The sequence below is a fragment of the Pseudomonas sp. USHLN015 genome (assembly GCF_037153275.1).
GTDB lineage: Bacteria > Pseudomonadota > Gammaproteobacteria > Pseudomonadales > Pseudomonadaceae > Metapseudomonas > Metapseudomonas tohonis.
Genome location: NZ_JBBCKP010000005.1, coordinates 407490 through 428600 on the forward strand (window position 1 = coordinate 407490; position 21111 = coordinate 428600).

Annotated in this window: 17 protein-coding genes; 6 read left to right on the plus strand and 11 right to left on the minus strand. The window is 67.9% G+C overall.

From position 1 onward, the window contains the following. Positions 1 to 46: 46 nt before the first annotated feature. Together WFQ67_RS12920 and WFQ67_RS12925 are read right to left on the minus strand one after the other, a co-directional pair. Positions 47 to 2128 (minus strand): TonB-dependent receptor family protein, encoded by a 2082-nt coding sequence (locus WFQ67_RS12920; protein WP_337057082.1) that lies wholly within the window; start codon positions 2126 to 2128, stop codon positions 47 to 49. A 22-nt stretch (positions 2129 to 2150) separates the two neighbouring features. Next, positions 2151 to 3086, minus strand: coding sequence for a LysR family transcriptional regulator (locus tag WFQ67_RS12925; protein ID WP_111261227.1), 936 nt, complete (start codon positions 3084 to 3086; stop codon positions 2151 to 2153). 161 nt (positions 3087 to 3247) lie between these two features. Here WFQ67_RS12925 and WFQ67_RS12930 point away from each other — a divergent pair, with 161 nt between their 5' ends. Further along, positions 3248 to 4477, plus strand: coding sequence for an acyl-CoA dehydrogenase (locus WFQ67_RS12930; RefSeq protein ID WP_173179121.1), 1230 nt, complete (start codon positions 3248 to 3250; stop codon positions 4475 to 4477). A 73-nt stretch (positions 4478 to 4550) separates the two neighbouring features. On the opposite strand, the gene WFQ67_RS12935 is transcribed toward WFQ67_RS12930, so the two are convergent. The 4 genes from WFQ67_RS12935 to WFQ67_RS12950 all read right to left on the minus strand — a co-directional run bounded on the left by WFQ67_RS12935 (position 4551) and on the right by WFQ67_RS12950 (position 8721). Continuing rightward, on the minus strand, positions 4551 to 5579 hold the full coding sequence (locus tag WFQ67_RS12935) for a MerR family transcriptional regulator (RefSeq protein WP_337057083.1): 1029 nt from the start codon (positions 5577 to 5579) through the stop codon (positions 4551 to 4553). Positions 5580 to 5653: 74 nt separating this feature from the next. Further along, the gene (locus WFQ67_RS12940) at positions 5654 to 5818 is read right to left on the minus strand and encodes a hypothetical protein (RefSeq protein WP_337057084.1); all 165 of its coding nucleotides are present in this window, start codon (positions 5816 to 5818) and stop codon (positions 5654 to 5656) included. Positions 5819 to 5866: 48 nt separating this feature from the next. Then, positions 5867 to 6862 carry a TerC family protein gene (locus tag WFQ67_RS12945; protein WP_337057086.1) on the minus strand — a complete coding sequence of 332 codons (996 nt, stop codon included), beginning with the start codon at positions 6860 to 6862 and terminating at the stop codon, positions 5867 to 5869. 488 nt (positions 6863 to 7350) lie between these two features. Beyond that, a complete protein-coding gene (locus WFQ67_RS12950) occupies positions 7351 to 8721 on the minus strand; it encodes a phosphate ABC transporter substrate-binding/OmpA family protein (protein WP_337057087.1) in 1371 nt (456 codons plus the stop codon). Between the two features lie 294 nt (positions 8722 to 9015). Between WFQ67_RS12950 and WFQ67_RS12955 the strand changes: the two genes are divergently transcribed. Beyond that, positions 9016 to 9342, plus strand: coding sequence for a YegP family protein (locus WFQ67_RS12955; protein ID WP_173179111.1), 327 nt, complete (start codon positions 9016 to 9018; stop codon positions 9340 to 9342). A 60-nt stretch (positions 9343 to 9402) separates the two neighbouring features. On the opposite strand, the gene WFQ67_RS12960 is transcribed toward WFQ67_RS12955, so the two are convergent. Together WFQ67_RS12960 and xthA are read right to left on the minus strand one after the other, a co-directional pair. Continuing rightward, positions 9403 to 9648, minus strand: a complete 246-nt coding sequence (locus tag WFQ67_RS12960; protein ID WP_337057088.1) for a hypothetical protein — start codon at positions 9646 to 9648, stop codon at positions 9403 to 9405. Positions 9649 to 9943: 295 nt separating this feature from the next. Beyond that, positions 9944 to 10756, minus strand: a complete 813-nt coding sequence (gene xthA / locus WFQ67_RS12965) for an exodeoxyribonuclease III (RefSeq protein WP_213625260.1) — start codon at positions 10754 to 10756, stop codon at positions 9944 to 9946. 134 nt (positions 10757 to 10890) lie between these two features. On the opposite strand from xthA, the gene WFQ67_RS12970 reads away from it, so the two are divergent. From WFQ67_RS12970 to WFQ67_RS12985, 4 genes are all read left to right on the plus strand, one after another. Then, positions 10891 to 11544, plus strand: a complete 654-nt coding sequence (locus WFQ67_RS12970; protein WP_111261235.1) for a GNAT family N-acetyltransferase — start codon at positions 10891 to 10893, stop codon at positions 11542 to 11544. A gap of 35 nt (positions 11545 to 11579) precedes the next feature. Next, entirely contained in the window at positions 11580 to 13310 is a 1731-nt protein-coding gene (locus WFQ67_RS12975) for an autotransporter assembly complex protein TamA (protein WP_337057089.1), read from the plus strand. Further along, positions 13307 to 16954, plus strand: coding sequence for a translocation/assembly module TamB domain-containing protein (locus WFQ67_RS12980; RefSeq protein WP_337057090.1), 3648 nt, complete (start codon positions 13307 to 13309; stop codon positions 16952 to 16954). The genes WFQ67_RS12975 and WFQ67_RS12980 overlap by 4 nt, the downstream gene beginning before the upstream one ends. Before the next feature lie 325 nt (positions 16955 to 17279). Continuing rightward, positions 17280 to 17468, plus strand: coding sequence for a YjfB family protein (locus WFQ67_RS12985; RefSeq protein WP_111261238.1), 189 nt, complete (start codon positions 17280 to 17282; stop codon positions 17466 to 17468). 40 nt (positions 17469 to 17508) lie between these two features. Here the strand turns inward: WFQ67_RS12985 and WFQ67_RS12990 are convergent, their stop codons facing one another. The 3 genes from WFQ67_RS12990 to WFQ67_RS13000 form a co-directional block, all read right to left on the minus strand. Further along, on the minus strand, positions 17509 to 18993 hold the full coding sequence (locus WFQ67_RS12990; RefSeq protein WP_337057092.1) for a sensor domain-containing diguanylate cyclase: 1485 nt from the start codon (positions 18991 to 18993) through the stop codon (positions 17509 to 17511). 79 nt (positions 18994 to 19072) lie between these two features. Beyond that, positions 19073 to 19900, minus strand: a complete 828-nt coding sequence (locus WFQ67_RS12995) for a DUF4824 family protein (protein ID WP_337057093.1) — start codon at positions 19898 to 19900, stop codon at positions 19073 to 19075. Beyond that, positions 19897 to 20970: a DUF2157 domain-containing protein gene (locus tag WFQ67_RS13000; RefSeq protein WP_337057094.1), complete on the minus strand. Its 1074-nt coding sequence runs from the start codon at positions 20968 to 20970 to the stop codon at positions 19897 to 19899. Before WFQ67_RS13000 ends, WFQ67_RS12995 begins: the two co-directional genes overlap by 4 nt. Positions 20971 to 21111: the final 141 nt, after the last annotated feature.

The following is a 21111-nucleotide window of genomic DNA, read 5'->3' on the forward strand; positions in this document are numbered from 1 at the left end:
CCTTCAGGCCGTAGGTCGGGTGCAACCCGACGGGTTCGCGGATCATTCAATCGAACGCATATTCCACACCCGCCGCGACATACCAGGCACGGCCCGGGCCGGGTTCGTAGTAGCGCTGGTTGCCGTCGCCGACGATGACCGAGCCGATGTAGCGGCGGTCCAGCAGGTTGTCCAGGCGCAGGGTCTGGCTGAAGGTCAGGCGCTCGAGTTTCTGTTCGAAGCGGGCGCGCCAGTTGAGCAGGGCGTAGCCGGGTGCCGGGCGGGCGCTGTTGCTGTCCTCGACATAGAGCTTGCTGCGATAGAGGCCTTCCAGCGCAGTGGCGATGCCTTCGCGCGGGCGCCATTCCAATTCGCCCCAGAGGCTGGTGGCGGGGACGCCGGGCAGGTGGCGGCCGGCGGGTATGTCGCGGCCGCCGCTGCGAAAGCCCTGGTCGTAGGTGGCGCTGAGGCGGGTGTAGGCGATGCGTGTGTGCAGGGTTTCGCCGAGCGCGCTGTCCAGGGACAGCTCCAGGCCCTGGCGCCGGGTGCGGGCGGCGTTCTGGTAGCGGGTGCGGCCGCCGCTGGCGGCGTCGACCACCAGTTCGTCCTCGGTGTCGATGCGGAACAGGGCGAGGTTGAGGCGGGTGGCCTCGCCCAGCAGGCTCTTGATGCCGACTTCGTACTGCCGGCTGCTGGCGGCATCGAGGTCGAAGCCGAAGCTGTCGCCGGGGCCGGAGTAGGACAGCTCGTTGAGTGTTGGCGTCTCGAAGCCCTTGCCCCAGCTGGCGTAGAGGTTCAGATCGGGCGTCAGCGCGTAGCTGGCGCCCAGGGTCGAGGTCAGGTCGCGGTAGGTGACCGAGCCGCTGTCGTCGCCGTTGCCGGGGCGGATGTAGCGGTCATCCACATCGAAGGCCACTTCGTTGTAGCGCAGGCCGCCCTGCAGGTTGAAGTCGCCCAGGCGCCAGCCCAGCTGCAGGTAGGGGGCGATGCTGCTGACCTCGTCGCGCTCGTCCCGGCGCAGGTTGCCGCGCACGCCCAGCTGGGTACCGACGAAGTTCTCGTAGCCATGGCGGTCGTCGCTGGAGTGGTCGTAGTCCACCCCGGTGGTGAGGGTGAGGTTGCCGAGGCCAGGGTCGAAGTCCTGCAGCCAGCGGGTGCTGGCGCCGTGGAAGCTGCGCTCGAAGTCGATCACGCCGCCTGCGCTGCGCGGGCTGGCCTGGGCGGAGGAGGGGATGGCCTGGTACTGGATCACCCGTCGCGTGCCGCCATAGAACGTGGCTTGCCAGGTGCCGGCGTCGAAGGCGTGTTCGTAGTTGAGGCCGGCCTGGCGGTGGTCGATGGTCTTGCGCGTGTCGTAGTTCAGCGCCGCGTCGGCGACACCACGCGGGTCGGCCTGGTAGCCGGCCCAGGTCAGGCCGAGCGGGTCCTGGGTGTCGTTCTGGTTCAGCTGGCTGAAGGTCAGGGCCAGCTTGCTGGCGTCGTCGGGGTAGAGGGTGAGCTTGGCGAAGGTCTTGTCCAGGGTGGCGGCGCTGTGTTTGCGGTAGCCGTCGCTTTCGTAGTGGGACTGGTTGACCAGGAAGCCGCCCTGGTCGTTGCCGCCCTCGGCGGTGACGCGGGTGCGGCGGGTGCCCCAGGCGGCCTGGGAGGTTTCGCTGGAGACCTTGGGCGCGCCCTGGCCGTCGCGGGAGAATACCTGGATCACGCCGCCGGCGTTGCTGCCGTAGATGCTGGCGAAGGGGCCGCGCAGCACTTCGATGTGGTCGAGGGTGTCGAGGTCGAAGGTGGCCGCCTGGCCCTGGCCGTCCGGGTTGGACGCGGGGATGCCGTCGGCGATCAGCTTGATGCCGCGGATGCCGAAGGCCGAGCGGGCGCCGAAACCGCGCGAGGACACCTGCAGGTCCTGGGCCTGGTTCTGGCGGTTCTGCACCACCAGGCCGGGCACCGCGTTGAGCGCCTCGGAGAGGTTGACCCCGGGCTGCCCGAGGCTGGCCTGCTCGCGCTCGATGCGGTCGACGGAGAAGGGCAGGTCGAAGCCGCTGGCCGGGTAGCGGCTGCCGGTGATCACCAGCGGCTCGACCTGCAGCGTTTCGGCCTGGGCCAGCGGGGCGAGCGCCAGGGACAGCGCCCAGGCGGATCGATGAGTCGGCATGGGGGCGTCCCTGGGTGGCGGGTCAGGCCTTCTCGGCTTTTTCGGCGCGCTGTTCCTGGGCGGTGACCTGCTGGCAGATCTCGATCATCTGCTCGCGCATCCAGCGATTGGCCGGGTCCTGGTCGGTGCTCTCGTGCCAATAGAGGTGGGTTTCCAGGGAGGGCACGTCGTTCACCGGCAGCTCGACGTAGTGCAGCTCGTGGCGGCGGGCGAAGCGCTCGGGCACGGTCATCGCCATGTCGGTGTTCTGCATCACGGTGGAGGCCATCAGGTAGTGCTGGGAACGCAGGGCGATCTTGCGCTGGATGCCCATCTTGCCGAGGGACAGGTCGATGTAGCCGAGGCCGCTGCGGCGGCTGGAGATGTGGATGTGGGTCAGCGACAGGTATTCGTCGAGGCTGATCTTCTCCTTCGCCAGCGGGTGGCCACGGCGCATGGCGCAGACGTAGCGGTCTTCCATCAGCTTGACGTGGCGCACCTGCGGGTCGGTGTTCAGCGGGGCATCGACGGCGAAGTCCAGGCGCCCGGCGGCCAGCTCCTTGGTGGTCTCGCGGCGCTTGGCCAGGAAGCTTTCGATCTGCACGTTGGGGGCGAGCCGGCGCAGGCGCTGGAACAGCGGCGGCAGGATCACCGTCTCGGTGAGGTCGGTCATGCTGATGCGGTAGGTCTTGTTGGCCTGGCCGGGGTTGAAGGTGCGGCTTTCCTGGACCGAGATGCGCAGCTGCTGCAGGGCGTTGCGCACCGGGCCGATGATGTTCTGCGCCATGGGCGTGGGCACCATGCCTTGGGCGGTACGCACGAAGAGCGGGTCGTTGAAGGTCTCGCGCAGGCGGGCGAGGGCGTTGGAAACGGCGGGCTGGGTGATGCCCACGATCTGCCCGGCGCGGGTCAGGTTGGCCTCGGTGTAGATGGCGTCGAAGACGATGAAGAGGTTGAGATCGACCTTGTTCAGATTCATTTTCGAGCGCACTCCGTAGGCTGTTTTTATCGGCGGATCATATATCGGTGATGAATGTTTATACACGGCGAAAATAGGTTAGATAAATCTTAATCGCTGTTCTAGCATCATTTCCACACCTCACCCGTACCCAGAAAACATCCGTCAGAAGGTAGCTCCGCATGGATTTCGCCTACTCCCCCAAGGTTCAGGAACTGCGTGAACGCGTCACCGCGTTCATGGACACCTACGTCTATCCGGCCGAGCCGGTATTCGAGCAACAGGTCGCAGAGGGTGATCGCTGGCAGCCCACCGCGATCATGGAAGAGCTCAAGGCCAAGGCCCGCGCCGAGGGCCTGTGGAACCTGTTCCTGCCCGAGTCCGAACTCGGCGCCGGCCTGACCAACATGGAATACGCGCCGCTGGCCGAGATCATGGGACGCTCGCTGCTCGGCCCGGAGCCGTTCAACTGCTCCGCGCCGGATACCGGCAACATGGAAGTCTTGGTGCGCTATGCCAACGAAGCACAGAAGAAGCAATGGCTGGAGCCGCTGCTGCGCGGCGAGATCCGCTCCGCCTTCGCCATGACCGAGCCGGGCGTGGCCTCCTCCGATGCCACCAACATGGAAGCCCGCGCCGTGCGCCAGGGTGACGAATGGGTGATCAACGGCCGCAAGTGGTGGACCTCCGGCGCCTGCGACCCGCGCTGCAAGATCCTCGTGTTCATGGGCCTGTCCAACCCGGACGCGCCGCGCCACCAGCAGCACTCGATGATCCTCGTGCCGGTGGACACCCCCGGGGTGAAGATCCTCCGTCCGCTGCCGGTGTTCGGCTACGACGACGCCCCGCACGGCCACGCTGAAGTGCTGTTCGAGGACGTGCGCGTGCCCTACGAGAACGTGCTGCTGGGCGAGGGCCGTGGCTTCGAGATCGCCCAGGGTCGCCTCGGCCCGGGCCGTATCCACCACTGCATGCGCTCCATCGGCATGGCCGAGCGCGCGCTGGAACTGATGTGCAAGCGCGCCGTCAGCCGCACCGCCTTCGGCAAGCCGCTGGCCCGCCTGGGTGGCAACATCGACAAGATCGCCGACTCGCGGATGGAGATCGACATGGCCCGCCTGCTGACCCTGAAGGCGGCCTACATGATGGACACCGTGGGCAACAAGGTGGCCAAGAGCGAAATCGCCCAGATCAAGGTCGTGGCGCCCAACGTCGCCCTGCGGGTGATCGACCGCGCCATCCAGATCCACGGCGGCGCCGGTGTCTCCAACGACTTCCCGCTGGCCTACATGTACGCCATGCAGCGCACCCTGCGCCTGGCCGACGGCCCGGACGAAGTGCACCGCGCGGCGATCGGCAAGTTCGAGATCGGCAAGTACGTACCGAAGGAAATGCTGCGCAGCGGCCATTGATCGCCCGCGCAGTAACGAAGAGGCCCGCACGGGAAACCGTGCGGGCCTCGTTCGTTTCAGGTGGCGGAACTCTTCAGCGGCGCGCGGCCATCAGGTGCCCCATGGCCTGGCGCAGGTAGTCCAGCAGCGCGTCGCTGGCCCAGGAGCCGTGGCGCAGTTCCGGCTCCTGCACCAATGCCTGGCGGATCTTCTGCTGGGTGGCTGGATCGTCCCCGGCATAGGAGCGGAACAGCTCCAGCCAGCGGCGGGCGAGGGCCAGGGTGGCCGGGTCGTCAGCCGGAGCGCCGGATTCCATCTGCTGGTGCACCTCGGCGATCAGCGGCGGCCATTCGTGCAGGCGCGTGCCGTAGTTGGCCTTGAGGAAGGCGAATTCCTCGGGCGTCAGGTAGCGCTGGTAGATCGCCAGCTTGGTCTCGCTGAAGGCCTGGACCACGTAGGCCATGGTCTGTGGGGTGATGCCGGTCTGCTCCCGCAGCGCCGGCTCCGCCTCGTGCATGGCGTTGAGCTTGGCGAACAGCACCGGATTGGCGCCGGTATCCGCTTCGAGCATGGTCATCCAGGTGCGCGAGAGTGCCTGCGCCTCGTCCGCCTGGGGTGGCACGCCCCTGGCGATCAGCGCCTGGACCCGTGCCACGAGCGCGGCCCATTCGCGCCGCCGCGCCTCGTCCGCGTACAGGCGCAATTCCTTGAGTTCCCCGGGGGAAAAATAGCTGTCGTACATGTTCATCAATTCCAGAGTGGTGAGCCATTCGGAGAGCTCCGGCTCCTGGCCGCTCTGCAACTGGCCACCGAGGGTGGCCAGGCGTTCGCGCAGGAGCTGCCGGTGGGCGATTTCCCTATCGAGCTGGCGGATCTGCTGCTCGATGAGCGGGGCAAGCGACACCGGCGCCTCGTCCAGCCACGCGCCGATCTCGCCCAGGGACAGTCCCAGCTTGCGCAGTACCTGGATCTGGTGGAGACGGGCGATGTCCGTGCGGCCGTAGAGGCGGTAACCGGAACCCGAGCGCGCGGAAGGGCGGAGCAGGCCGATCTGGTCGTAATGGTGCAGCGTACGCACGGTCAGCCCGCAGCGCTTGGCCAGTTCACCGACTTTCAAAGGCATGTCCTTGTCTCTCCTCGCGTGCCTGGCGGCATCCTCGGGCCTGACGTCGCGTGAGGGTCAAGCACGATCTGGAGTCATTCCTGAAGGGGCTGGGAGGGTTCCTGGGAAACGGCGTTGGCAGCATCGCGCTGCTGGCGCAGCCACTCCAGGCGCATGTGCAACTGGGCGGCGAAGGTCCGCGCGGCGAGTTCTTCGTGGAAGCTCACCCCGCGTTGGCCCATCTTTACCTGCCAGATCACCCGACCTCGTTGTTCGAGCACTACGATCTGCACGTCTCGCATCGATTCTCAGTCTCCGGCTGATGAAGCCTGCGGGCGGTCGCGGGTCTTGAACAGGGACAGCAGTACGCCACCGGCAAGCAGGCCAAAGGTTACGCCAAGGGAGAGCAGTGCGGGAATCTTGCCGATGAATCCGTGCAGGAAGATCTTGCCGCCGATGAAGATCAGCACCAGGGCGAGGGCGTACTTGAGGTAGACGAAGCGGTGCATCAGCGCGGCCAGGGCGAAGTACAGCGAGCGCAGGCCGAGGATGGCGAAGATGTTCGAGGTGTAGACGATGAAGGGGTCCTGGGTGATGGAGAAGATCGCCGGCACGCTGTCGACGGCGAACACCAGGTCGGCCAGTTCGATCAGCACCAGGGCGAGGAACAGCGGGGTGGCCCAGAGCAGGGTGTGGCCGGAGGCGTCCTTCAGGCGCACGAAGAAGTGCGCGCCATGTATCTCGTCGGTGACCCGCATGTGCCGGCGCACGAACTGCAGCACGCGGTTCTGCGACAGGTCGCGCTCGGCCTCTTCGCGGCTGAACAGCATCTTCACCCCGGTGAACAGCAGGAAGGCGCCGAAGATGTAGAGGATCCAGTCGAACTCCTTCACCAGCGCGGTGCCCAGGCCGATCATCAGCGCACGCAGCACGATCACCCCGAGGATGCCCCAGAACAGCACCCGGTGCTGGTAGCGGCGGGGGATGGCGAAGAAGCCGAAGATCATCGCCATGACGAACACGTTGTCCATCGACAGCGATTGCTCCACCAGGAAGCCGGTGTAGAACTCCAGCGCCGCCTGGGCGCCCAGCTCGAACCAGACCCAGCCACCGAAGGCGACGCCCACGCAGAAGTAGCCGCTGTAGAGCAGCAGGCTCTCGCGCATCTCGATTTCATGCTGGTCGCGGTGCAGGACGCCGAGGTCGAACACCAGCAGGCCGAGGACGATGGTCATGAACACCAGCCACAGCCAGGTGGCGGTGCCCAGGAAATCCGCGAACAGGAACGTGTGCAGAGCTGACATGAGCCCCTCCTTGCTTGTCGTGTTGAATGCTCAACAGTGACTCCGACATGGCGGGTGCAAACCGTCAGAGGGGCCCGGCGTCACATGAGGGAAGGCTAGCGCAGCGATGGAATCAGGAAAACCGGCAACGTTTCATTTCATTGCGCGCGGTCAAGGTTATCGACTGCGGAAGGGGCGGGGAGTGCGAAGGGAATGTTCAGCCGTGCTTTCCGGGACGAGGTGCCCGGCCTTCCACGAGGTTCATCGATGCGGCGTTCCAGGCACGGTGACGTGCCGCGCAGGACTCCGTCTGGTGGAGGTAAAAAGCGACCTCCACCCTACACATCGGTCATGTCCGGCGTGGGGCATTCACAGGGGCGACTGTTGGGGCGACTTCAGTCGCCAAGCGGCGCACAGCGCCGCCATTCCCAAACCTCTGGCCCAAAGAAATCGCCCCCGTACGGAACCGATCCGGACGGGGGCGAGGATGACGCTGGATGTCGATCCGATCAGTAGACCCAGACTTCCACACGGCGATTCTTGATGCGGCCTTCCTCGCTGTTGGCGGCCACCGGCAGTTCATCGCCCAGGCCGGTGATCTCGCGGAAGGACACGCCGGCCTTGGCCAGCTCGCGGCGCACGGCCATGGCGCGCAGCTTGGAGAGGAGGGCGGCGCGGCCCGGATCGGCCTTGGGGTCGCCGAAGCCCACCAGGGTCACCTGGTTGCTCAGCTTGCCGTTTTCCTTCAGGTAGTCCAGCACGCGCTCGACATCGCGCAGGGCCTTGTTGTCGAGGTTGGCGCTGCCCTCCTGGAAGCGGAAGTTCACCGACAGGCGCTGGGCGTCGCGGGCCAGCTGCTGGTAGTCCCTGGGCATGTCGGGCTGGGCGGCGACCTTCACCGCCTGCACCGTCTGCGCGACGAAGCCGGTCTGGGCGACGATCGCCTGGCCGCGTGGGCCCTGGGCGAAGCGCACCAGGGCCTGGGCCCAGGGATTCTTCTCGCCGGGCTTCATATAGAAGAACAGGCGGCGCGAGAGCGGGTAGTCCTCGGTGGCGATCTGCGTCACCGACGGCGCCATGGCCTGGGATTCGCCATCGGCGATGGCTGCGGCGCGGGACTTGCCCACGGAGGCCAGGCCGACGAAGCCGATGCCGGCGGCATCGGCGCTGACGGCTTCGGAGAGCTTGTCGTTGGATTCGAAGCGCTTGGCCGAGGCAGCGAGGCTCTTGCCGTGGGCGGCCAGCACCAGTTCCTTGAAGGTGTCGAAGGTGCCGGACTTGTCATCGCGGGCGTACAGGTGGATGGCGCCGCCCTTGCCGCCGATCTCTTCCCAGGTCTTCACCTCGCCGGCGAAGACGCGTGCCAGCTCCTCGGTGCTCAGGCTGGTCAGGGTGTTGCCCGGGTTGACGACGATGGCCAGCCCGTCGATGGCGATCACATGCTCGCCGTAGCGGCTCTTCAGGTCGCCGAACACCGAGAGGTCGCCGGCCTCGGCGTCCTTGATCGGGCGCGAGGACGCGGCGAGATCGGCACTGCCGTCCTTGATGGCGACGAAACCGGTGCCCGAGCCGTGGGCGGCCACGGTGATCCGCACTTCCCGGCCGTTGGGCGCGCTGCCCACCAGTTGCACTTCGTTTTCCTGGGTGCCGGGCTCCTGGCGGATGCCGCCCAGGCCTTCCTCCTCCATGAGGCCGCGTACCAGGGCCGGGCCGAGCTTGGCACCGATGGTGTTGGAGCCCTGGATGCGCAGCACCGGGTTCTTGTCGGCGGGCAGGGGCAGGGCGGCGAACACCGACCAGGGCAGGGCGTAGCAGACGAAACCGAGCAGCAGCAGGCTGAGGGTCCGGCTCCAGATATCACGTTCACAGAGGTCGCGCATCGTGCGGCGGGCCTTATCGCTAGGGGTGGCTGGGAAATGCCGCGAGATTAAGTCAGCGAGGTGACGAAGATATGACAGGGCGCGCTGCCCTGGGCCCTTTCCGGCCCCCGCATGGACCAGGGCCTACGCCGTATGCCCCGCTCGGCCGGCATACCGCTCGCGGGGACGTCGGTATGGTTCGCAACTTTGTCTGGCCGGGCGGCAGGCAAGGAAGCTCAAGCGTCCCTCGCTCGCCCGTGCCAGGCACCAGGCCTCGTTTTCGGGGTGCATCCACGCGTAGCTAAGGAGTTGGAAATGGCTAGTTGGTTCGAGCTGAAGAAGTACGGCAATGGTGAATATCGCTTCCGCCTGAAGACCCGGGAGGCGCAGGTCGTGCTGCAGAGCGGCCGCTACCCCTGCCGGGACAGCGCCGAGAACGCCATCGCGCTGTTCCGCAACCATTGCGCCAACGAGGATCGCTACGAGCGCCGCATGGCCACCGGTGGCAAGAACTATTTCCGCCTCAAGGCCGGGCGCGAGGTGATCCTCGAAAGCCACCTCTACGATTCCGAGCCGACCCTGGACGCGGCCATCGAGAACATCATGACCCTCGGCACCACGCCGAAGATCGAATTGGTCTGAGTGCGGCGCAACTGAAAAAGCCCATCGCGAGATGGGCTTTTTTTTGCCTCCGTTTCCGGGCTATCGCCCATGCCTAGGGGCGGCGAGGTCGGCATCGTAGAGCCGGATGACGTCTTCGGCGAGGTATTCCAGGCAGGTGAAGGCGCCCGCCAACACCTTCGTCGAAGGCGTGCCGTGATCAGGAATGGCCGCGAGGAAACTGAGCATGTCGAGCAGTGCCCGCAGACGACCGTAGGCCGCTTCATGGTGGGACAGGTAGCTCAGATCGCCTTTCAGGTGGGGCGGAATCGAGGTGGTGATGGTCATGATTGACTCCCGTCTCTTCAGAATTCCACGCCCTGACGCCAATCAGGGTGGGTGGACCGTACAGGTTGGCGTTCCGGGACAAGAGAACCGGCGCATCGGAAGATGCCCTGCACGGTCCACCCATAAAACGGGTGCGACCATGCCAGGCACCGAGCCATGCTCAGTGCCTTCTCAAGTCTGGTCGGGACGCCAATCCCGGCTGCCCAGGGTGGGCAGCGGGGCAACGTTAGGGGCTCGGGCGGGGGGTGTCAATTGCGGGAGTGGGAGGGAAGGATCGATGGCGAGCGGAGCGCCATCAGCTCAGCTCCAGCCAGATCGGCGCGTGGTCGGAGGGTTTCTCCATGCCGCGCAGCTCGTAGTCGATGCCGGCGTCCCTGATGCGTGCCTGCAGCGGGCTGGTGGCCAGGATCACATCGATGCGCAGGCCGCGCTTGGGGTCGTCCTCGAAGCCGCGGCTGCGGTAGTCGAACCAGCTGAAGCGGTCGTTCACCTCGGGGTGGAGGTGGCGGAAGCTGTCCACCAGGCCCCAGTTCTTGAGGGTCGCCAGCCATTCGCGCTCCTCCGGGAGGAAGCTGCACTTGCCGGTCTTCAGCCAGCGCTTGCGGTTCTCCTCGCCGATGCCGATGTCGCAGTCTTCCGGCGAGATGTTGATGTCGCCCATCACCACCAGCGGCTGGTCCGGCTGGAAACGGCCCAGCAGCAGTTCCTGCAGGTCGGCGTAGAAGCGCTGCTTGGCGGGGAACTTGATCGGATGGTCGCGGCTCTCGCCCTGGGGGAAGTAGCCGTTCATCACCGTCACCGGGTTGCCCTGGGCATCGGCGAAGGTGCCGTAGATGAAGCGGCGCTGGGAATCCTCGCCGTCGTTGGGGAAGCCCTTGTGCAGGGCCAGCGGCTCCTGGCGCGAGAGCAGGGCGACGCCGTAGTGGCCCTTCTGGCCGTGGTAGTGCACGTGGTAGCCGAGCTTGCGGATGTCCGCCTCGGGGAACTGGTCGTCGGCGACCTTGGTTTCCTGCAGGCCGATCACGTCCGGCTGGTGCTTGGCGATCAGCGCTTCGAGCTGGTGAGGACGCGCACGCAGGCCGTTGATATTGAAAGAAACGATCTTCATGACTGAGCCACCCTGGAAAAACGCCGATCCTAGCCCATCGTCGGCACGCCCTGCCACCCGTGTGGCGAGGCCCTGGGGGCGGTGCTACCTTGCCTGTGGGCCTGATAACCACATAACAAACGAGGTCACCGTGAATGCCTGGATACGTTCCCACCGCGCCGGTCGAAGTCCGCATGCTCGACGGCGGCTATGCCCGCGAGGCCCGCTCGTTGCTCTACCACGCCTACCGCCACGAACCCACCTTCGCCTACCTCTTCGAGGCCGAGCGCGCCGGCTATGACCAGCGCGTGCGTGCCACGGTGCGCGAGCTGGTGCAGCAGCATTTCCTCGAGGACCTGCCGGCCATCGGCCTGCTGATCGAGGACCGCCTGGTGGGCATCGCCCTGATCGCGCCGCCGCAGCGCCGGCTGGACATCACCGAAAGCTGGGGCTGGCGGCTGCGCATGCTGATGACCACCGGCTTCCGCTGCACCAAGCGCTACCTGGAGTACCACGACGCCGTGCTCGCCTGCCTGCCGCCCGGGCCCTACCACGTGCTGCCGCTGCTGGGCATCCACCCGCAGTTCCAGGGCAAGCACCTGGGCGAGAAGCTGCTGCAGGCGCTGCACGACTGGTGTGCCGAGGACGCCGGCTCACAGGGCGTGGTGCTCGATACCGGCAACGCGCGCTACCTGGATTTCTACAAGCGCCAGGGCTACGAGGAGATCGGCGAAGTGGCCCTCGGACCGGTGCGGGAGCACGTGTTCTTCCATCCCAACCCGACGCCGGCGCTGCAGGCGAACGCCTAGGAAGACTCCCGGCAAGCCGTGCTAGCATCCCGCGCATGAATGTGTGCCAAGGATTGCGTGGGCTGCTCGCGCTCGGATTGTCGTGCCTCTGTTCGACCGCGCTGGCCAAGGCCTCGCTGGACGTCAAGGTGACCCCCGCCAATGCTGCGGTGAAGGCCAATATCGAGGCCTTCATCGGCAGCCTCGGTGACCGTGACGAAATCGCCCTGCGTCGTTACCGCCGTGCCGCCGAGGAGCAGGCACGGCAGGCCATGCAGGCTCTGGGTTACTACCAGGCGGAAATCGACAGCCGCGTACTACCGGGCGACGACCCCAGGCTGCAGCTGGACGTCGTGCCCGGCGAGCCGGTGCGCCTGCGCAACGTGAACGTGCGCGTCGACGGGGAAGCCAGTGCCCTCAAGGCCTTCCGCGTGCCCGGGAGCAAGGCGCTGAAGCCTGGCCAGCCGCTCAACCACGGCGCCTACGAGGACGCCAAGAAGCTCATCCAGAACCAGGCCCTGCGCTATGGCTTCTTCGATGGCGCCTTCACGTCCCAGCGCCTCGATATCGATCCCCGTGCCGGCGTCGCCGATATCGAACTGGTGTACGCCAGTGGCCCGCGCTACGACCTGGGCCGCGTCAGCTTCCAGGGCGACACGCCTTTCGACGAAGAGCTGTTGGCGCGACTCGTGCCCTTTTCCCCCAACACGCCCTATGACGCCGACCTGGTGGCCAAGCTCAGCCAGAACCTGCAGGCCAGCGGCTATTTCGACGAGGTGCGGGTGGACGCGCTGCCCGACCCGGAGGAGGGCCGGCGGATACCGGTCAAGGTCCAGCTCGGTGCGGTCAAGCCGCGCACCATGGGGCTCGGGGTCGGTTTCTCCACCGACGTCGGGCCACGCGCGCGGGCCAACTGGACGCGCCACTGGGTCAACCCCCAGGGCCATCGCCTGGGCGCCGAGACCGAAGTGTCCGCGGCGCGGCAGAACGTCGGTGCCTGGTACGAAATCCCCCTCGACCCGCCGCTGACCGACAGCCTGCGTTTCACCAGCGGCTTCCAGCGCGAGGAACTGGTGGACGTCGAGAGCCGCCGCTTCACCCTCGGCACCCAGTGGCAATCGAAACTGCCGGACGACTGGCAGCGCGTCGTCTCCCTGCGCTGGGAGCAGGAGAGCTACGACTTCGGCGACGGCAGCCCGGATGGGCGCAGCAGCTTCCTCATTCCCGGTATCGGCTACAGCGTCACCCGCAGCGACAACCGCCTCGACCCCAGCCAGGGCTACCACCTCCAGGCGGACCTGCGCGCGGCCAAGGAAGGCATCCTTTCCAATGCCGACATGACCTACGCCAGCGCCCTGGCCAAGGGGCTCTACACCCTGCCCGGCGGGCACCGGGTGCTGGCGCGGGTGCAGCTCGGCGGCATCGCCACCACCGACTTCGGCGCCATCCCGCCCTCGCTGCGCTTCTTCGCCGGCGGCGACCAGAGCGTGCGCGGCTACGACTACCAGACCCTGTCTCCCGAGGACCGCCAGGGCAACAAGGTCGGCGGCCGCTACCTGGTGGTGGGCAGCGCCGAGTACCAGTATCCGGTGGCCGAGCGCTGGCGCATCGCCGCCTTCGTCGACCGGGGCAACGCCATGGACTCGCTCAACGCTGCGATGAAGACCGGTGCCGGCATCGGCGTGCGCTGGGTATCGCCGGTGGGGCCGATCCGCCTCGACCTGGCCAAGGCGCTGGACGACCCCGGCGGCTTCCGCATCCACTTCTCCATGGGCCCCGAACTGTGAGGCGCGGCCTCAGGCTCGGCCTGCTCGCGGTGGCCGGCGCTCTCGCCCTGTCGCTGGCGGGCGTCGCTGCGCTGCTGTTCAGCGAAGCCGGCGGCCGCTGGCTGCTGGCGCGGGTGCCGGGCCTCACCGTGGAAGGCTTCAGCGGCACGCTCGGTGGGCGCTGGAGCGCCGAGCGCCTGGCCTGGCAGCAGGACGGCGACAGCCTGTCGATCACGGCCCCGGTACTGGAGTGGTCGCCTGGGTGCCTGCTCCAGCTGACCCTGTGCATCGACACGCTTGCGGCCGAGGCCGTGGCCCTGAGCCTGGCCCCGGGCGGCGAGCCTTCCGACGAGCCACTGCAACTGCCGGCCCTGGACCTGTCCCTGGCGATCCGCCTGGGCGAGGTGCGCGTGCAGCGCTTCGAGCTGGACGGCAGCGAACAGCTCAGCGGCCTGCACCTGCGTGCCCAGTGGCTGGCCGACGGCCTGCATATAGAGGAAGCCGGCCTGCGCCTCGGTGATCTCGCCCTGGCGCTCGAGGGCACCCTGCAGCCTCGCGACGGCTGGCCGCTCGAGGCCAGCGGCAGCCTGCAATTGCCCGCCGTCGACGGCCAGCCCTGGTCCCTGGCCCTGGAGGCGAAAGGCGACCTGCAGGGCACCCTCGTGGCCCATGCGACCAGCAGCGGCTACCTGGCCGCCACCCTCGACGGCCAACTGCAGCCCCTGGCGCCGCACCTGCCCGCCAGCGCGCGCATCAGGGCCGCCGCCTTCAAGGCCCAGGCCGAGCTGCCGGATACCTTGACCCTGCAGCGCATCGAGCTGGACGCCAAGGGTGACCTGCAACAGGGCTACGCCGTGCAGGGCCGCGCCAACCTGCCGGGGCAGGGCGGTGATGTCGCCCTCGATCTCGCCGGCAAGGTCACCGCCGCCGGGGCCGAAGTCCAGCGCCTGCTGCTCAGCGCCGCCGCCGAACAGAGCGTGCAACTGCAGGGGCGCATCGACTGGCAGCAGGCCCTGGCCATCGACGCGCAGCTCGCCTGGCGCGACTTCCCCTGGCCGCGCCTCTACCCCCAGGAACAGGAGCCGCCTGTGGCCCTGCAACGCCTGGACGGCGAGGTGCACTTCAGCGAAGGCCGCTACCAGGGCCAGATCGACGCCGCGCTCAAGGGGCCGGCCGGCGACTTCAGCCTGGCCAGCCCGTTGCAGGGCGACCTGGCCCGCGTGGAGCTGCCCGACCTGCAACTGAAGGCCGGGCAGGGCAAGGCCCGGGGCCGCCTGCAACTCGGTTTCGCCGATGGCCTCGACTGGGACACCGCTCTCGCCCTCGACGACCTCGACCCGGCCTACTGGCTGGCCGAGCTGCCGGGGCGCCTGGCCGGCACCCTGGCGAGCCAGGGGCGCTATCGCCAGCAGCTCGAACTCAAGGCCGTCCTCGACCTCAAGGGCCAGTTGCGCGGCCAGCCGGCGCTGCTCAAGGCCGTGGCCGAGGGTGCGGGCCAGCGCTGGGAGCTGGGCCAGCTGCAGGCCCGCCTGGGCGACAACCGTATCGACGGCAAGGGCCGCCTCGACCAGCGCCTGGATGGCCAGCTGGACATCGCCCTGGGCCGGCTCGGCCAGCTCTGGCCCGGCCTGTTCGGCGGCCTCACCGGCAAGCTGGTGGTAGCCGGCAGCGCCGACGCGCCCCAGGGGCAACTGGATCTCAAGGGCGAGCGTCTCGGCCTGCGTGACCAGCGCCTGCGCCAGCTGACCCTGCAGGCGCGGCTGGATGCTCGGCAGAACGGCACCCTGCAACTGGACGCCAGCCAGCTCCAGACCGGCGACAAGGCCCTGGGCGACCTCAGCCTCAAGGCCTCGGGCGACCGGCAACGGCAGCAACTGGATACCCGCCTACAAGGCCCCTTGCTCGATCTGCAGCTGGCCCTCGACGGCGTGCTGGACCAAGGCGATTGGCGCGGCCGGCTGAGCCGGGGCGAGCTGCAAAGCGGCGGCCAGGACTGGCGCCTGGAACAGCCTGCGAAGCTGCAGCGCCTGGCCGATGGACGCCTGGAGCTGGGCGCCCATTGCTGGCGCTCCGGCCCCGCCAGTCTCTGTGGCGGCGACCAGCGCCTGCTCCCCGAGCCGAAGCTCGACTACCGCCTGCGCGACTTCCCCCTCGACAGCCTGGCCGAATGGCTGCCGGACGACTTCGCCTGGCACGGCACCCTCGATGGCGACCTGCAGCTCGAACTCCCGGCCCGTGGCCCCAGCGGGCGCGTGCAACTGGATGCCAGCAACGGCGTGCTGCGCCTGCGCGAGGAGGGCAGGGACGGCAAATGGGTCGACTTCCCCTACCAGGCCATGCGCCTGGAAAGCACCCTGCGGCCCCAGGGCATCGACAGCCGCCTGCTGTTCCAGGGCGAGCGCCTCGGCCGCCTGCAGGTCGACGCGCGCATCGACCCGCGCCCGCTGCGCAAGCCGCTGTCCGGCGACTTCCGCCTGGAGGGCCTGGACCTCGCCGTGTTGCGCCCCTTCGTCACCGGCGTCGAGGAACTGGAAGGCCAGCTGGACGGCGCCGGCACCCTGGGTGGCACCCTGCTCGCGCCCAACGTGCTGGGCCAGGTGCGCCTGCACGGCGGCAAGCTGGCCGGCGGCGACCTGCCGACCCGCATCGAGGACCTGACCCTGGATGCCCGCATCGCCGGGGAAAGCCTGGAGTTGAGCGGCGCCTGGCGCAGCGGCGAGAAGGGCCGCGGCACCCTTTCCGGCACCCTGGCCTGGAGCCAGGGCCTGGACATGGACCTGGCGGTGCGCGGCAACGCGCTGCCGGTGGTGGTCGAGCCCTACGCCAATCTGGACGTGGACCCCGACCTGCGCGTGCGCATGGCCGACCAGCGCCTGGCACTGACCGGCAAGGTGCGGGTGCCCCGGGGGCAGATCAAGATCCGCGAGCTGCCGCCCCAGGCCGTCAAGGTCTCGCCGGACGCGCACCTGGTGGGTGAGCAGGAGGACGAGCAGGCGCCACTGCAACTGGCCATGGACGTCGACGTCGAAGTGGGCCAGGAGCGCCTGTCCTTCAGCGGCTTCGGCCTCACCGCCGACCTCGTCGGCCACCTCAAGGTGGGCGACAACCTCGCCGGGCGCGGCGAGCTCAACCTGAAGAACGGCCGCTACCGCGCCTATGGCCAGCGCCTCGACCTGCGCCGGGCACGGCTGCTGTTCGCCGGGCCGCTGGACCAGCCCTACCTGGACGTCGAGGCGGTGCGCAAGATCGGTGACGTCACCGCCGGCATCCGCCTCAACGGCCGCGCCGACGAGCCCACCACGCAGGTCTTCTCCACCCCGGCCATGAGCCAGGAGCAGGCGCTGTCCTACCTGGTGCTGGGCCGTCCGCTGGAGCGCGGCAGCGACGGCAACGCGCTGGGCCAGGCGGCACTGGCGCTGGGCTTGTCTGGCAGCGCGCCGCTGACCTCGGAGCTGGCGCAGAAGCTCGGCCTCAAGGACTTCCAGATCGGCGACGACGGCGCCACCGGCGTGCTCACCGACCGCCTCAGCATCCGCTACGGCCTCGGCGTGCTCGAACCCACCAGCGTCGTCGCGTTGCGCTACGAACTCACCAAGCGCCTGTACATCGAAGCCGCCAGCGGCCTCGCCAGCTCCCTGGACCTGTTCTACAAGCGGGATTTCTGAGCGGGCAGGGCAACCGACGTCGAGGTGAACTCAATGCAAGCACGCAGGATGGGTAGAGCCAAGCGAAACCCATGCGGATCGGCACGGTTTGACCGGACGGTTGGTGTAGGGGCGAATTCATTCGCCCATGGGCAACGCTGTGGCCCCGGTGGCCGACAGGGCAGCCCTGCGGGCTGCTTGGCGACTGAAGTCGCCCCTACAAGAGCGGCCCAGAATGCCGCCGCAAGCGCAACGGCGCGGGTTTCAGGCGACTGACGGTGCTTTTCAGGGGGCCCGATGGGCCTCAGAATCCACCCCGAACACACCGCCCCGGGACTCGAAAAGCGTGGACGTATCCGCCGCTTCCATCTCCGACGCCAGCGCCGCCCAGCTCGCCATGAAGGTGCAGATCGCCGTGCTCAAGCAGTCGATGGACATTCAGTCGCAAAGCGCCCTGGCGCTGCTGGAGGCGGTGCCGTCGCCGGTCTCAAGCAACCCGCCGAACCTCGGCAACACCATCGATGTGATGGCCTGAGCCGCACCGCGCTCACCGTCGCCAACCGTTCCGCCTCCCGTCACTCCCCGCCGCCCGGCTCGCTGCACACACGGTTGCGTCCTGCCTGCTTGGCCCGATAGAGCGCGCGGTCGGCGTGGCCGATCAGGCTGTGCAGGCTGTCGTCCTGGTGCATCTCGGCCAGGCCGATGCTCACCGTCACCTGCAGTTCCTTGCCCTCGAAGCGGTAGCGCTGCGCCTGCACCTGCTCGCGGATCTTCTCCGCCAGTTCGAAGGCCGTGGCGGTGCCGGTGTCCTTGAGCAGCAGGATGAACTCCTCGCCACCCCAGCGGCAGATGATGTCCGACTGGCGCAGGCCGCTTTTCAGGTTCTGCGCGAAACCCTGCAGCACCTGGTCGCCGGCCAGGTGGCCGTGGCTGTCGTTGAGCTGCTTGAAATGGTCGAGGTCCAGCAGCAGGGCGGTGAGTGGGCGCTGCTCGCGGCGGGCCTCCTGCAGTGCCTGGCCGGCGAGGATGTCGAAGCCCCGGCGGTTGGGCAGGCCGGTGAGCACGTCGGTGGTGGCCAGCGCGGCGATGCGTAGCTGGTAGCGGCGCACCAGCAGGTTGAGCAGGATCAGCACCACGCTGGTGACCGCCAGGCAGATGAGCAGGTTGAGGTACAGCGTGTTGCGGATGTGCGACAGCGCCCCTTCCTCTGCCTTGTCGACGAACAGGTACCAGTCCAGTTCGGGAATGAAGCGCACGTTCAGGTAGTGGCTGTCGCCCTGTTCGCTCCAGGTGAAGTCGCCGCCCTGGGGGCGCGGCAACTTGGCCACCAGGTCGCGCATGCCATCGATATCCGCCAGGTTCTGCCCGACCTGCGCCCCCATCGGCCCGCCCTGGGCACTGGTCAGCACCAGCTTGCCGCTGGTGTCGACGAAGTAGATGGAGCGCTCGTAGCGTTCCTGGTAGGCGTCGATCAGCTTGACCACCGCATCCACCGTCAGGCCCACGCCGGTGGCGCCGATGAAGCGGCCGTCGTAGTCCAGCACCTTGTAGTTGATGAAGATGGTCAGGCGGTCCTGGTTGGCCATGTCGACGTCGACATTGATCTCGTAGGGCTCCTTCATGTCGCGCACGCGGTAGTACCAGACGTCGCGTGGCTCGTCCTCGCGCACTTTCTTCAGCACGCCCTTGGCCTGGTAGTAGGTCTGGGTGCGCTCGGAGATGTAGAAGCTGGTGAAGGCCCCGTAGTGTTCCTGCACTTCGCGCAGGTAGCGGGTCATCTGCCCCGGGTCCTGCTCGCCCTGCATGGCCCAGTCGCGCAGGAAGGTGTCGCGGCTCATCATCGAGGAGATGAGGATGGGCCGTACCAGGTCCTTCTGGATCTCCGAGTAGACGTTGTCCGAGGTCAGCGGCAGCTCGGTGTTGACGATGCTGTCGCGGATCGACTCCAGGGAGGCGTAGTAACTCACCAGCGAGGTGACGAGGAAGCCGCTGGCGAGCAGCAGCACGAGCAGCACTACCAGCAGGTGCTGGCTCTTTCTGGAACGGGGGCTGGAAGGCATCGGGCGAGGGGGTCCCTGGTCGAATGGCACTATGCTATCCACTCGTCGGGGCCGCGTCACGGGTGGCGTGCCCGGTCTTTCATCCTGCGGGTACGACCACCTCGCTGATCCACGGCTCCAGGCGCTTGCCGAAGTTCAGCTGCAGCTCCAGCGGCCCCTTGGACGGCAGGTAGGCGCTGTCGCGCACCTGGCGGTCCAGCGCCTCGCGCCAGCGCAGGGGCACCTGCACGGCCGGCACCGCGAGCCGCGAGACCTGGCCCACCATGCGCGTCCTGGTGCCGTCGGTGCGCAGCCAGGCGTAGATCTCGCCCCGCACCACGGCGTAGCGCTGGCGATTGGGGTGGCGCGCGCGCAGCGCCTCGGCATCGAGGCCGACGTCCACCACGAACAGCCGGCTGGCGGTCTCGCGCTCTTCTTCCAGGGCCTTGCGGGCGTCCGCTTCGCGTTCCTGGCGTTCCTCGTCGCCGGGGTCGCGGGCCAGGGCCTCGCCCGCCTCGCGCAGCTGCTCCTCGGCGCGGCGCAGGGCCTGCTGGTGGGCGGGACCGTCGAGCTCCAGGACCAGGAAGGCTTCGCGGGTGTTCAGGTCGATTTCGCCACCCCCCGCCTCGTAGGGCGGGAAGCCGAGCTCGATGAGCCGGTCGGCCTCCAGCCAGTCGCCGCGGTAGCGCCCGGTCTCATCGTCGAGGGGCAGCACGCGCCAGTCGAGGTCCAGCGCCAGGCCGCTGTTCTCGTCCCGGCCCCAGCCGAAGCTGTCGAAGTCGCGGTGCACTTCCCGCTGGGTCAGGCGCAGGCTGCTTTCGGGCTCGCCCGAGCGGTTGTACCAGGCGCCGCCGAGCACCACGGCATTGGTGGCCAGCACCAGGGCCAGGGCGGCGGGCAGGGCGTACGTGCGGTCGAAGACACTCATGGGCGTTCCTCCTCTTTCAGCCAGCTGCGGCGCAGGCGTCCCAGGACCAGCAGGATCAGCATGGCGATCAGGCCGAGCAGCAGGAAGAACAGGTACTTGGGCATCAGTTCCCACCACCAGTCGAAGAGCTTGGTGTAGAGGAAGATGATGAAGAAGGTCAGGGCACCGTTGACCACTTCCGGCCAGTCGCGGCGCACACCGAGCCAGATGCCCAGCGCGGAGAGCATGAAGCCCGCCAACTGGTAGCCGCCCTCGATCAGGTCGTGGTTGCCGGGCAGGTAGCTTGCGCTGCCCCAGTTGGCGAGGACCAGCAAGGTGAGGAACAGGGTGATCAGCCCCACCAGGCGGTAGGTGGCGGAGAAACCGGCGTATCCGGCCTGGCTGATGAATTGCGGCACCAGGAACACCGCCACGGCGGCGGGCAGGAAGTTCTCCGGCCGCTCGCCGACCTGCAGCCAGTAGCAGCCGCCCCAGCTGCCGACCCGGGCGGAGATGAAGCCCATCAGGCAGACCAGCCCGGCCACCAGCAGCAGGCGCGCGTCGCAGCCAAAGGCGAGCAGGAGGGCGAAGGCGCCCCAGGCGAGGAAGGCGCGGTCGGAGGGCGTGATGTTGAACACCTGGCCGAGCATCACCAGGTCGAGCACGAAGGCGACGAAGGTGAGCATCGCCGCCAGCTTGCTGAAGTAGCCGGACGGGTCGCGGCGGCGCACCTGCCAGGTCAGCGCCAGGCCCAGCAGCGGGGCGGCGACCAGGATCGCAACCTGTGCGGTCTCCGGCAGCAGGCCCCAGAACTGGTAGAAGAAGAACAGCAGGCTGGCGCCCAGGGCCAGTGCCCCCAGCAGCGAGGCGATGCGCATGCTCAGGGACAGGCGGCGGGCCTGCGTGTCGGGGTCGATATCGAAGCGGCCGTGGAAGTCGGCCAGCACCCGGCGGTGGTGTTCGCCCAGGCGCGCCATCTGCGCGTCGTCCAGGGGCAGCGCCTGCTCCTGGCGCAGGCGTGCGGCTTCACGCTGGAAGGCCTGGATATCGTCTGCGCGTTGTTGTGCCTGGTCGCGGTTCTGCGGCTGCATGGCGGGTCCTTTTGCGTGCGTTGCCGCCGTGCACTCTAGAACCGTCGAGGTGGATGGGCAATGCGCAGCGTGCGGGCGCGCGACAGGGGTCGCTTTATGGACGACGCGGAGATGGGGTCTGTTGTAGGGGCGACTTCAGTC

Excerpts from the sequence above, each read along its gene's own strand:
- WFQ67_RS12920 (WP_337057082.1), bottom strand. The coding sequence starts at position 2,128 with ATGCCGACTCATCGATCCGCCTGGGCGCTGTCCCTGGCGCTCGCCCCG.
- WFQ67_RS12925 (WP_111261227.1), bottom strand. The coding sequence starts at position 3,086 with ATGAATCTGAACAAGGTCGATCTCAACCTCTTCATCGTCTTCGACGCC.
- WFQ67_RS12930 (WP_173179121.1), top strand. The coding sequence starts at position 3,248 with ATGGATTTCGCCTACTCCCCCAAGGTTCAGGAACTGCGTGAACGCGTC.
- WFQ67_RS12935 (WP_337057083.1), bottom strand. The coding sequence starts at position 5,579 with ATGCCTTTGAAAGTCGGTGAACTGGCCAAGCGCTGCGGGCTGACCGTG.
- WFQ67_RS12945 (WP_337057086.1), bottom strand. The coding sequence starts at position 6,862 with ATGTCAGCTCTGCACACGTTCCTGTTCGCGGATTTCCTGGGCACCGCC.
- WFQ67_RS12950 (WP_337057087.1), bottom strand. The coding sequence starts at position 8,721 with ATGCGCGACCTCTGTGAACGTGATATCTGGAGCCGGACCCTCAGCCTG.
- WFQ67_RS12955 (WP_173179111.1), top strand. The coding sequence starts at position 9,016 with ATGGCTAGTTGGTTCGAGCTGAAGAAGTACGGCAATGGTGAATATCGC.
- WFQ67_RS12960 (WP_337057088.1), bottom strand. The coding sequence starts at position 9,648 with ATGACCATCACCACCTCGATTCCGCCCCACCTGAAAGGCGATCTGAGC.
- xthA (WP_213625260.1), bottom strand. The coding sequence starts at position 10,756 with ATGAAGATCGTTTCTTTCAATATCAACGGCCTGCGTGCGCGTCCTCAC.
- WFQ67_RS12970 (WP_111261235.1), top strand. The coding sequence starts at position 10,891 with ATGCCTGGATACGTTCCCACCGCGCCGGTCGAAGTCCGCATGCTCGAC.
- WFQ67_RS12975 (WP_337057089.1), top strand. The coding sequence starts at position 11,580 with ATGAATGTGTGCCAAGGATTGCGTGGGCTGCTCGCGCTCGGATTGTCG.
- WFQ67_RS12990 (WP_337057092.1), bottom strand. The coding sequence starts at position 18,993 with ATGCCTTCCAGCCCCCGTTCCAGAAAGAGCCAGCACCTGCTGGTAGTG.
- WFQ67_RS12995 (WP_337057093.1), bottom strand. The coding sequence starts at position 19,900 with ATGAGTGTCTTCGACCGCACGTACGCCCTGCCCGCCGCCCTGGCCCTG.
- WFQ67_RS13000 (WP_337057094.1), bottom strand. The coding sequence starts at position 20,970 with ATGCAGCCGCAGAACCGCGACCAGGCACAACAACGCGCAGACGATATC.